General features: G+C 60.0%; 13 protein-coding genes. 6 read left to right on the top strand and 7 right to left on the bottom strand.

What is annotated here, in order from left to right; translation table 11 throughout:
• Positions 1 to 25 precede the first annotated feature (25 nt).
• Both PQU92_RS09095 and PQU92_RS09090 read right to left on the bottom strand, forming a co-directional pair.
• Positions 26 to 1,309 (bottom strand): hypothetical protein, encoded by a 1,284-nt coding sequence (locus tag PQU92_RS09095; RefSeq protein WP_272747900.1) that lies wholly within the window; start codon positions 1,307 to 1,309, stop codon positions 26 to 28.
• On the bottom strand, positions 1,297 to 1,695 hold the full coding sequence (locus tag PQU92_RS09090) for a hypothetical protein (RefSeq protein ID WP_272747899.1): 399 nt from the start codon (positions 1,693 to 1,695) through the stop codon (positions 1,297 to 1,299). The genes PQU92_RS09095 and PQU92_RS09090 overlap by 13 nt, the downstream gene beginning before the upstream one ends.
• A 130-nt stretch (positions 1,696 to 1,825) precedes the next feature.
• Between PQU92_RS09090 and hutG the strand changes: the two genes are divergently transcribed.
• The 5 genes from hutG to PQU92_RS09065 all read left to right on the top strand — a co-directional run bounded on the left by hutG (position 1,826) and on the right by PQU92_RS09065 (position 6,268).
• Positions 1,826 to 2,641: an N-formylglutamate deformylase gene (gene hutG, locus PQU92_RS09085; protein WP_272747898.1), complete on the top strand. Its 816-nt coding sequence runs from the start codon at positions 1,826 to 1,828 to the stop codon at positions 2,639 to 2,641.
• Positions 2,642 to 2,676: 35 nt separating this feature from the next.
• A complete protein-coding gene (folD, locus tag PQU92_RS09080) occupies positions 2,677 to 3,582 on the top strand; it encodes a bifunctional methylenetetrahydrofolate dehydrogenase/methenyltetrahydrofolate cyclohydrolase FolD (protein ID WP_272747897.1) in 906 nt (301 codons plus the stop codon).
• 2 nt (positions 3,583 to 3,584) lie between these two features.
• On the top strand, positions 3,585 to 4,811 hold the full coding sequence (locus tag PQU92_RS09075; RefSeq protein WP_272747896.1) for an NAD(P)/FAD-dependent oxidoreductase: 1,227 nt from the start codon (positions 3,585 to 3,587) through the stop codon (positions 4,809 to 4,811).
• 82 nt (positions 4,812 to 4,893) lie between these two features.
• Positions 4,894 to 5,625 carry a CoA transferase subunit A gene (locus tag PQU92_RS09070; protein ID WP_272747895.1) on the top strand — a complete coding sequence of 244 codons (732 nt, stop codon included), beginning with the start codon at positions 4,894 to 4,896 and terminating at the stop codon, positions 5,623 to 5,625.
• Between the two features lies 1 nt (position 5,626).
• Positions 5,627 to 6,268, top strand: a complete 642-nt coding sequence (locus PQU92_RS09065; RefSeq protein WP_272747894.1) for a 3-oxoacid CoA-transferase subunit B — start codon at positions 5,627 to 5,629, stop codon at positions 6,266 to 6,268.
• An 83-nt stretch (positions 6,269 to 6,351) separates the two neighbouring features.
• On the opposite strand, the gene PQU92_RS09060 is transcribed toward PQU92_RS09065, so the two are convergent.
• From PQU92_RS09060 to PQU92_RS09040, 5 genes are all read right to left on the bottom strand, one after another.
• Complete coding sequence (locus PQU92_RS09060; protein WP_272747893.1) at positions 6,352 to 7,032, bottom strand: ABC-type transport auxiliary lipoprotein family protein; 681 nt, start codon at positions 7,030 to 7,032, stop codon at positions 6,352 to 6,354.
• Positions 7,033 to 7,034: 2 nt separating this feature from the next.
• Complete coding sequence (locus PQU92_RS09055; RefSeq protein WP_272747892.1) at positions 7,035 to 7,994, bottom strand: MlaD family protein; 960 nt, start codon at positions 7,992 to 7,994, stop codon at positions 7,035 to 7,037.
• 1 nt (position 7,995) lies between these two features.
• On the bottom strand, positions 7,996 to 8,799 hold the full coding sequence (locus PQU92_RS09050; RefSeq protein ID WP_272747891.1) for an ABC transporter ATP-binding protein: 804 nt from the start codon (positions 8,797 to 8,799) through the stop codon (positions 7,996 to 7,998).
• A complete protein-coding gene (locus PQU92_RS09045) occupies positions 8,799 to 9,932 on the bottom strand; it encodes an MlaE family ABC transporter permease (RefSeq protein WP_272747890.1) in 1,134 nt (377 codons plus the stop codon). The genes PQU92_RS09050 and PQU92_RS09045 overlap by 1 nt, the downstream gene beginning before the upstream one ends.
• A gap of 90 nt (positions 9,933 to 10,022) precedes the next feature.
• Entirely contained in the window at positions 10,023 to 10,289 is a 267-nt protein-coding gene (locus tag PQU92_RS09040) for a DUF3253 domain-containing protein (protein ID WP_272747889.1), read from the bottom strand.
• 35 nt (positions 10,290 to 10,324) lie between these two features.
• Here PQU92_RS09040 and PQU92_RS09035 point away from each other — a divergent pair, with 35 nt between their 5' ends.
• The gene (locus tag PQU92_RS09035; protein WP_272747888.1) at positions 10,325 to 10,771 is read left to right on the top strand and encodes a PaaI family thioesterase; all 447 of its coding nucleotides are present in this window, start codon (positions 10,325 to 10,327) and stop codon (positions 10,769 to 10,771) included.
• The last annotated feature ends 58 nt before the right edge of the window (positions 10,772 to 10,829 follow it).

Genomic DNA, 10,829 nt, shown 5'->3' with positions numbered 1-10,829 from the left:
AGACTTTAGAGCTTTGAAAGCCGGCTTATTTTACACTGGCCGACCACTCCGAGAAATTGAGCTTGATGAGGGTATAATCGCCATCTTCGTACAGGGACTTGCTGACGCGTCCCGCAGAGACCGATAACCACAGCTTTTGCGAAATCCGGTGATTCCACGCCACGCTTATGCGGGTGAATTCCACATCGGCGAGCGAGGCCTCTTTAAAGTCGCGACGATTGTAGGACGCCCCCAAGACCAGGCTTTGCCCTGCCCAGCTTCGGGTGTAGGCAAAGGCGAACGTGCCTTCGCGAATATCCTTCGGCGTATCCTTGGCGATATCGACCGTCGCGACATCCGTATATCTGGCCTGAAGCGAAAGGAAGTCCTTTGGCGCCTTCGAACGATCGTCGCCCAAAGGCACCTTGATGCCGGCCCATACCGACAGGCCGTCCGGCACCAGATGACTAAGGCTCTTATTATCCGCGCTCCACACCTGCCCAAGACCTGCATAGCGCTCGACCTCCCAGAGATAGCGGTTCCGGGCATCGGCAAAGCACTTGCCCGCCTTTTCTGTGGGCTCAAGCGGACGCGTGGGCTGAACACCGGCCAGAAACGCTATAAGCAGGTCTTGCTTATCCGACGGCAGTTTAGATTCCGCGACGATACTCGCAGACACAAGGGTGTTGGACTTAAGTCTGTCCTCCATAATCAGAAGCCTGTCGGTACCCACGCCCATATCGACCAGTTTCGGTTTGATCTTTTCCGTCCACGCCCTTTTTACCCAGGCCTGTGGTGCCTCAAGCTGAACCGCCTGATGCAGACACCCGGCCAGTTCAACGTCTTCCGCCGGATCAGCCTTACCATTGAAACTGGTTTGAACGCCCAAAGCCAGACGAGTCTTTATTCTGCCCTCGGCCTCAACCGTCGCCGTGGCCAGATCGATACGGCTGCGGGCATAGAGACGCCCCAACGGCGTAGCTTCGCGATTGTAGGTATCGAGATCCTGATACCTATGCGTGACAGTCCAGTAGGGGCGAAATGACCACGATATGTCCGGGATGTCGCTCTGGCTGGCCGCAGCGCTGACCGCCCACATACTCCCCAGTTGTCCCGCCGTCGCAGCGTCGGGTTGACGCCCCAGAAGAGTCAACGCTATAGAGCCGGGCATATCCAGTTGGACATTGTATTTCGGCACGTTGGCTTCGCCATCGCTACGGATGGTAACGGTCGGCGCTTCGGCATTGTCCGCCGCCATGGCGGGTACGCCACAGCCAAAGGTAAAAACGGCAAAAGCCGTTACACGATAGAGCCTTTTCAGGATGCCCATATCCCTACCTCCCCTTGCGCGCCGGCTACGGGTCCCGTACTGAGCGGGATAATAATGCGACCTCGGTGACTGTCCTTAAAATTACCGCTCACATCGTCATAGGCCGAGAAGTCCACACCTGCGCCCCCACTGGTAATATCGACAATCAGACCAGGGAAGCCTCTGGCGATTTGCTGAACCACAAAAGGTGCAGCCAGCTCCAGCCCCTCTGCATCGGATTTTATCTGACACGCCCAACTGGCAAACCGCGGCGACGTCGCAGGGCCACTGTTAAAGCCCGTTCGGCTAAATACATTCGCGACCGTCAGCACACTGGCCCCTGCAGCCGTCAGACGAATATCGAACAGCACGTCGGTGGGCACATCGCCCAGCTTAATGAAAATCATTATAACCCCCGAAATAGTGCGACATCACAACTATAACGACTTTATAATTATTATGCATCTTTAAATTGTCAACCCGTGAGATGCACGCAGCATCATTGACAAGTCAAGCTCGCTCGTTTCAACTGTGCTCATGAGCTTTAATAATCAGTCTACGGATATTTTTACCATCCATCAGGGCGCCGGGCCGCTGGTCGTCGCCGCGCCGCATGTGGGCACCTATCTGCCGCCTGAAATCGCCGCTCAGTTAAATGACGTAGGCCGCTCGGTGATGGAAACCGACTTCCACGTTCACCGATTGTATGATTTCGCGCCTGAGCTGGGGGCCTCGACCCTGTTCGCCATCCATTCACGTTACGTGGTCGACCTTAACCGCGACCCCAATTCCGCGCCGCTCTATCCGGGGCAGTTCGAGACGGGGATGTGTCCCTTGACCGACTTCGACCTGCGGCCCATCTATGCGGGCGACGTGCCGTCCGAGGCCGAAATCAACCGCCGCCGTCAGCACTACTGGTGGCCGTATCACGCGAAACTGGAAGAATTGCTGGAGGCCGCACGTGAACGGCATGGGTTCGCCCTGCTGATCGACGCCCATTCGATCCGGCCTTCCATCCCGACCCTGTTCGAAGGTGCCCTGCCCGACCTCAGCTTTGGCACGGATTCGGGCCGCACCTGCCCTGCGGACGTGCTCGACGCCCTGCAAGGCTGGATGGCGCAGACCACGGCCTATTCCAGCGTGCTGGATGGGCGTTTCAAAGGCGGCTTCACCACGCGCGGTCACGGTCGCCCGGAAGACCGCGTCTATGCCCTGCAGATCGAAATCGTGCAAAGCTGCTATCTCGATATGAGCGATCCGACGACCTACGGCGCGGAACGGGCGCGTCCCTTGTCCGAGACGCTTAAACCGCTGGTCGAGACCTTGATTTCGGCGGCAAAACAGGCCAAGTGAGCGGCCATTCCCTTCCGGTGTTCAGGAGCAGCTCAATGGCAACCCGTGGCAATATTATCGACGGCTTCGGCTATGCAAAGGGTCTGCGCGAGCGATTGGGTGAAAAGGTCGCCGCGCTGAAGGCCGAGCACGGCCTGACGCCGTGTCTGGTGGTGGTCATCGTCGGCGAAGACCCGGCCAGCCAGATCTATGTGAAGAACAAGGGCGAGACGACCAAGGCCATCGGCATGGAGTCGCGCACCATCACCTTGCCCGACACGACGTCGGAGGCCGATCTGCTGGCTCTGATCGCCGAGCTGAACGCCGATGCGGCGGTCAATGGTATCCTCGTGCAACTGCCGCTGCCGGGGCATATGTCGTCGCTCAAGGTCATCGACGCCATCGACCCGCTGAAGGACGTCGACGGCTTCCACGTCCAGAACGCCGGACGTCTGGCGGTCGGGCTTGACGCCATTGTGCCGTGTACGCCGCTGGGGTCGCTGATGCTGTTGAAAGACGCGATTAAAACGCACGGTGATGGTTCGCTGTCGGGCCTCAACGCCGTCATCGTCGGGCGCTCGAACATCGTCGGCAAGCCGATGGCGCAGCTTCTGCTCAATGAGAACTGCACCGTGACTATCGCCCATTCGCGCACCAAAGACCTGCCCGCCGTGTGCCGTGGCGCCGATATCCTCGTCGCCGCCGTCGGGCGTCCGAAGTTCATTCAGGGCGATTGGATCAAGGACGGGGCCTATGTGATCGATGTCGGCATCAACCGCATTGAGGTCGATGGTAAAGGTAAGATCGTCGGCGATGTCGATTTCGACGCCGCCTTGCCTCGCGCCACGGCCATCACGCCCGTACCCAAAGGCGTCGGGCCGATGACCATCGCCTGCCTGCTCAACAACACCCTGCACGCGGCGTGCCTGCAACACGGCCTGCCCGCCCCGAAGGATATCTGAGGGTGAGCGGGGTCGTCATCATCGGTGCCGGTCACGCTGGCGGGTCAGCCGCGGCATTTCTGCGTCAGTACGGCTATGAGGGCGAGATCACGATTATCGGGGCCGAGCCGGACCTGCCCTATCAGCGCCCGCCCCTGTCGAAAGCCTGGCTCAAGGGCGAAGCGTCCGGCGACGATCTCTATTTGCGGCCGCAAGAATTCTACGACGAAGCCGACATTGCCATCTGGCTGAACAAAGTCGTCGAAGCCATTGATACGACGGATAAAACCGTTACCATCGATGGCGAACAGATGGTCTATGAGCACCTGATCATCGCCACCGGGTCAAAGGCGCGACCCTTTGGCTGCCCCGGCGCGGAGGAGACGCCGTACCACCTGCTGCGCACTATGGCCGACGCCGAAGGGCTCAAGCCGCACCTAAGCGCAGGTCGTCATATCGGCCTGATCGGCGCGGGCTATGTCGGGCTCGAAGTCGCCGCTTCGGCGCGTAAACTGGGTTGCGAAGTGACGGTGTTCGAGCGCGAATCGCGCATTCTGGCGCGTGTCGCGTCGCGGGTTTTGTCGGACGCTTTTATGTCCATTCACCGCGATAACGGCGTCGACCTGATCACCGGGGCCGAGGTCGTCGGTGTCAGTGCCGACGGCGACCGTAAAAACGTCCACATGGCCGATGGCACGACGCACACCTTCGACGTGCTGCTGGTGGGCATCGGCGCTCTGCCCGCCGACGATCTGGCTAAGGCCGCGGGGATCGCCTGTGCGAACGGAATCATCGTTGATTCGGAGGCCCGCACCTCGGCCCCCGACGTCTTCGCTATCGGCGACGTGACCTCGCGCGAGATCAAACCCTACTATGAAGGCCGCTACCGTCTGGAGAGCGTACCCAATGCGCTGGAACAGGCCAAGCAGGCCGCCGCCGCCATTACTGGCTTCAAGGCCCCGCCGACCGAAGTGCCGTGGTTCTGGTCCGATCAGTACGACTATAAGCTCCAGATCGCCGGGATCACCCGCCCGGACGCCAAACTGCTGACGCGGGGCGATCCGGCGACGGGTGCGTTCAGCGTCTTCCATCTGAACGCGGATCAACAGTTGATCTGCGTCGAAGCCTTCAATCGCCCCGCCGATTTCATGGCGGGCAAGCAACTGATCGCCAAAGGTGTGGCGCTCGATGACGCCGTCGTTGCTGATGCAGAAGCGTCGCTTAAACCCTATCTTCAAACGCCCCGGTAAAGTTGTTGCGATGCGGCATTATTCCGCATGACAGGCGGTCGCGTTTCGGCTTAGGGTCACAGCAAATCAGGAGGTGTGCCGTATGGCCAGCAAGATATATCCCGACGCCAAGAGCGCTTTGGAAGGCCTGACCTTCGACGGCATGACCGTCATGGCGGGCGGCTTCGGCCTGTGCGGCATTCCCGAAAACCTGATTGCCGCCCTGCGCGACACCGGCACGACCGGAATCACCGCCATTTCCAACAATGCCGGGGTCGATGGCTTCGGTCTGGGGGCGCTGCTCAATACGCGGCAGATCAAAAAAATGATCTCGTCCTATGTCGGCGAGAACAAGGAATTCGAGCGTCAGTACCTCTCAGGCGAGCTTGAGCTGGAATTCAATCCGCAAGGGACCCTCGCCGAACGCATTCGTGCCGGTGGTGCGGGCATCCCCGGATTCTACACGGCGACGGGTGTAGGCACTCTGGTCGCCGAGGGCAAAGAACTGAAAGAATTCAATGGCAAAACCTATGTTCTTGAGACGGGATTGGTCGCGGACCTCTCCATCGTCAAGGCGTGGAAGGCCGACGAACGCGGCAATCTGGTCTTTCGCAAGACCGCGCGCAATTTCAATCCGATGATGGCGACGGCGGGCAAGGTTTGCGTCGTCGAAGTCGAGGAAATCGTGCCGGTGGGGTCGCTCGATCCGGACAGCATTCATACACCCGGCGTCTATGTCGACCGCATGATCAAAGGCACGTTCGAGAAGCGAATCGAACAACGCACGGTGCGTCAGCGCGCCTCTGAAACCGCTGCCGCCGGAACGGAGAACTAAGATGCCCTGGACACGCGATCAACTGGCCGAACGCGCCGCCAAGGAACTCAAGGACGGCTTCTACGTCAATCTCGGCATCGGTATCCCGACCCTGGTGGCCAACCATATCCCGCAGGGCATGACCGTCACCTTTCAGTCGGAAAACGGCATGCTCGGCATGGGCCCCTTCCCCTATGAGGACGAGGTCGATCCCGACCTTATCAATGCGGGCAAGCAAACCATCACCGAATTGCCGGAAACCGCCTATTTCTCGTCGTCGGATTCGTTCGCCATGATCCGCGGCGGCCATATCGACCTGACCATTCTGGGGGCGATGGAAGTGGCCGAAAACGGCGACATCGCCAACTGGATGATCCCGGGCAAACTGGTCAAGGGCATGGGCGGGGCGATGGATCTCGTGGCCGGTGTCAAGAAGGTCGTCGTCGTCATGGAACACGCCAACAAGCACGGCGAGTCGAAAGTCCTCAAGGCCTGCACCCTGCCGCTGACCGGGACGCAGGTGGTCAGCCTGATCATCTCGACTCTGGGCGTGTTCGAGGTCAAGTCGGACGGGTCGGGTTTGAGGCTGATCGAACTGGCGCCCGACGTGACACTAGAAGAAATCGCCGCAAAGACCGAAGCCGCTTATGAGGTGGCGATCTAAGCACATCCCAAAAAAGGGTGGCGGTTTTTGGATCAGATGCGCGCCAAATAGTCAAAAAGCCCGGAGCGATCCGGGCTTTTTTGTTACTTCTTCTCGGGCGCGACGACCGGTGCCGGCGTTTCGGCTTCTGCCGCCGCAACGGCCTCTTCGGTAAAGCCGATCAGATTGACCACCGCTTGCGACGACGCCTTTTCGAATCCTTCGACCATCAGGGTCAGGTCGCTTTTGCGGACGGCCACGTCAGAGGAAATAAAGCGCTGCGCCACGACCTTGCGATCCGACAAACGCACGACACGGGCGTCGAGCGCCACGACGATGGTCGGGCGGCGACGTGCATAGGCGGCTTCGAAGCGGCGTACATCGACGTCCACCCGGTATTTGGCCGTCACCCGGCCCTGTCCGCCGATACGCAGACGGTCGCTGCCTGCACGCGCAAAGCCTTCGGACAGGAGATCGCGGAACTGCCCCTGCGCGGCGCTGGCCCAGCGGCCGCCGGAGACGTAGGACACCTCGTTGCCTTCGGTCGTCAGGATACGGTCGCCCGCCGCTGCGCGCGGGAAGTTGTCGAAGTTGAGAAACAGATCGACCGGCTCGGATACCGTCGGCGCGGGCGCCAGCGGCTTATCTACCACTTCAGAATTGAAGCGGATCGTGTAGAGCTGGATCGGCTTCACCTCCGGCAGGAGCGTGATGCAGCCCGCCAGACCCGTCGCGCCCACCGCCATCACGGCCATCGCCAGACTTTTTAAGTTGGGGAAACGCATGACTAGTTGACCTTCCTGTCCTTGGCCTTGGCCTTGCCGATCAGGCCCTGCGGACTTGAGCGGATTTCATCGACCAGTTGTTCGACGGCGCGCGTGGCGCTGTTGAGGTTTTGCAGGCTTTCCGCCATCGCCGGCAGGGTATTTTCGGAGAATTCATTGACCGGACGCTCGATCGTCTTGGCAAGACGCTGAACCTCGGTCGCGGCATTGCCCAGCTCCGTGGCGGCGGCATCGATGCGGACCATGGTCTCAGGCACACGATCCTTGACCAGCACATCGACCGAATTGGCCAGTTTGGAGAGGTTCTCCGCCGCGATCCCGGCCTGCACGATGGCTTCGTGGGCGTCGTCGAGCATCTGCTTGCGGCTCTTGAGGTCCTCGGTGACTTCGCCGATATCGCTGGTGATATCTTCAATGTTTTTAAGCGATTGTGCGAACGAGTTGAGATTCTGATCCGACAGGAGCTTGTTGATGCGGCTCAGCGACTCGTAGGCGCTTTCGATGACGCCGCCCGAGCCCGACAGCAGCTTGTCGAGGCGACTTTCGGTGGCACGGATCACTGGATTGGGCACCCCCATGCCGGCGGCCTTTTTCAGCAGAGCCGCTTCTTTCGAGCCCGGGGATATCTGGATATAGTTGAGGCCGGTGACCCCCAGCGGCTCCAGTACGGCGGTCGAATCGACGCGCACAGGGGTTGAGGCCTGAATGCGAACCGTGGCGATGACCTGGCTGGTATTGACCTGCCCCAGCTTGAGTTCCTTGACTTCGCCGACCTTGATGCCGTTGAAATGCACCTCGCCGCCTTCGGTCAGGCCGTTGACCGGGGTGTTGAACAGGACGTCGTATTCGGAATAGGTCTCGTTGAAGCTGCCCTGAATCAACCAGAAGGCAAACAAAAAGGCCGCGGCGGCAAGCACCAGCGTAATGAGACCGACAAACGCGTAGTGGGCTTGTCTTTCCACGCTATTCTCCTTTGCTCACGCGGCCACGCGGGCCATGGAAATATTCATGAATCCACGGATGTTCGGATTGTTCCAGCACTTTCGGCGGCGCGGTTTCCACCACCTGCCGGTCGGCCAGCACCGCGACCTCGTCGCAGATGGCATAGAGACTGTCGAGATCGTGGGTGATCATGAACACCGTCAGATTGAGGCTGTCCGACAATTCGCGGATCAGGGTGTCGAAGGCCGCCGCCCCGATCGGATCGAGCCCGGCGGTGGGCTCATCAAGGAACAGCAGTTCCGGATCGAGGACCAGCGCGCGCGCCAGCGCCGTGCGCTTGATCATACCGCCCGATAGCTCCGACGGCCGCTTGTCCGCCGCATCGAGCGGCAGGCCGACCAGCGCCATCTTCATCAGGCCGATTTCGCGCGCCATGGCCGGTTTCAGCCTGGCATATTCCGTCAGGGGCACGCAGATATTTTCCACCACGCTGAGCGCCGAAAACAGCGCCCCGCTCTGAAACAGGACACCGAAGCGCGACTGCATGGCGCGCATCTTCTTCTCGGAGAGTCTGGTAATATCCTGCCCGAACAGGTGGATGGCACCCGCCGACGGCTTTTGCAGACCGAGGATCGAATTGAGCAGCACAGTCTTGCCCGTGCCGGAGCCGCCGACGACGCCCAGAACCTTGCCGCGCTCGACCGTAAGCTTCAGGTCTTCGTGGACGATGTTCGGACCGAACTGATTGCGCAACCCTTCGATGACGATCGGGTGGACGACCGGCTTTTCCTCGGTTTCGGGGACGATGTCGGGTATATCTGCCATCAGAAATTGAACCCGTTGAACATCATCGCGAAGGCGGCGTCGATAAGAATGATGGTGAAGATGGCCTGCACCACGGCCTTGGTCACCTGCTTGCCCAGCGAGATGACGTCCGATGTCACGATCATACCCAGACGGCAGCCGATGATGGTGATGGCGGCGGCAAAAAACGGCGTCTTGATCATGCCGACGAAGTAATTGACGAAGGGGACGTACTCGGTCATGCGGATCGAGAAGAAGTTGGGGCCGTAGCCGAGCGTGCCCCATACCACGACCAGCCCGCCGAACAGACCCGCCATCGACCCCGCAAACGAGACCAGCGGCAGGGTCAGGACCAGCGCCGCCAGACGCGGAAAAATCAGGGCGTCGAACGGATTGATGCCCATGACGCGCATGGCGTCGATTTCCTGATTCATCTTCATGGCGCCGATTTCGGCGGTGAAGCTCGACGCCGAGCGGCCTGCCATCAGGACGGCGGCGATAACCGGGCCGAATTCGCGCAGGACGGAAATGCCGATCAGCTCGACCGCGAATACCGCCGCGCCGAACTGCTGCAATTGCAGAATGCCGAGGAAGGCCACAACCGCGCCGACGAAGAAGTTGGTCACGCAGACCACCGCCAGCGCCCCCAGACCGGCTCGCTGCATCTGGGCCACCAGCGGCGTCCAGCGGATGCGGCGCGGATTGACGCACGACAGGAAACACACGACGACCAGTTGCCCGACAAAGGCATTGAGATTTCGGATATCGGCCAGAATCTCAGCCGTACTGCGCCCGATCGCCGCCAGGGTATTGATGATCGGTGAGAACGCCTTGCGGGCGGCCTTATGCTGCGCCTCAGCGATCTTCGGCTGAAGGTCGCAAACCAGCGCATAGACGCGCTGATGGTTGTCCTGTCCGCTGAACAGGTCACCATCGCCTGTGTCGCCCACCGCCGCACGGACGGCATAGGCGCCGGCGGTGTCGAAACCCTTTAATTCAGAACTGTCTATGCGGAGGTTCGTCTGGCCTTTCACGGCCGATTTGAGCCGCTCACCGGCGTCGCGCAGCCCGACCGCCGTCCAGTCGCCCCTGAGGCTGACGACGGGCGCCCCCTCGCCCGAAGCGGTCTGAATTGTAAAGTCGGCTTTGGACATCAAGGCGTATGTAATCACTAAACGCTAAAACAGCTATTAAAATACACAGTCCTGCATAAAGCCTGCCGTATAAGCGGACAATAGGTGTTTCTAATTGTCACTCACGTCGGGCGTCGCTTGGGCCAGGCGCACCCGGTAAATGCCCTTGATCCCTTCGAAATCGACGACCTTGCCTTTGCGGATGACCTCGATCTTGCCTTCGTCGACCAGTTTCTGTATGGCCGCGCGCACCTGCGGCAACTGACGCCGCCAGTTTTCCTCATTGATCGTCTTGGCGACTTGATTGGGGCTCAGGGTATCGTTACCTTTGAGATCAGTCAGGAGTTCGACAATCAGCTCTTCTACCGGGTTCGACATGTTCTGAGCCTGTTTTGTTTGTGTAAGGATAGATTATGGCCGATCAGCTGCAACCCATTCAGGTCGAGGACGGCGAGTTCAAGGGCTGGTTCCTTTCGCCCTTTCACGACGACTATGTCAACCTCATCGGGCCGTTTTATTATCTGCCCGACGATCAGGGCAATATGCAGGTCGCGCTCAAGGTGGAACAGCGGCACCTGAACGGCGGCGGGATCATGCACGGCGGTTGCCTGTTATCGCTGGCCGATACGGCGCTCTATGTCTTCGCCCTGTCGAACCTTCAGACCTCAGGCGGGGTGACCATGCAGCTCGACGCGCAGTTCCTCAGCCCCGGCAATCTTGGCGATATCGTGGTGGCGACGGGGGAAATCACCCTGGCGGGCCGATCGACCATCTTTGGCCGCGGTCAGATCAAGGTCGGCGACCGGATGGTGATGACCTTCTCCGGCGTCATCAAACGCGCCAGCAAGTCGGGCGCGTAAGCTTCAATTTGGCGCATAAATAAGCCCGGAACAACACTCCGGGCTTATTTATGCTACA

Origin of the sequence: Asticcacaulis aquaticus, assembly GCF_028550415.1 — a bacterium.
Taxonomy (GTDB): Bacteria; Pseudomonadota; Alphaproteobacteria; order Caulobacterales; family Caulobacteraceae; genus Asticcacaulis; species Asticcacaulis aquaticus.
The sequence above is the reverse complement of the archived record's forward strand: the minus strand, read 5'-3'. Positions and strand labels throughout refer to the sequence as shown.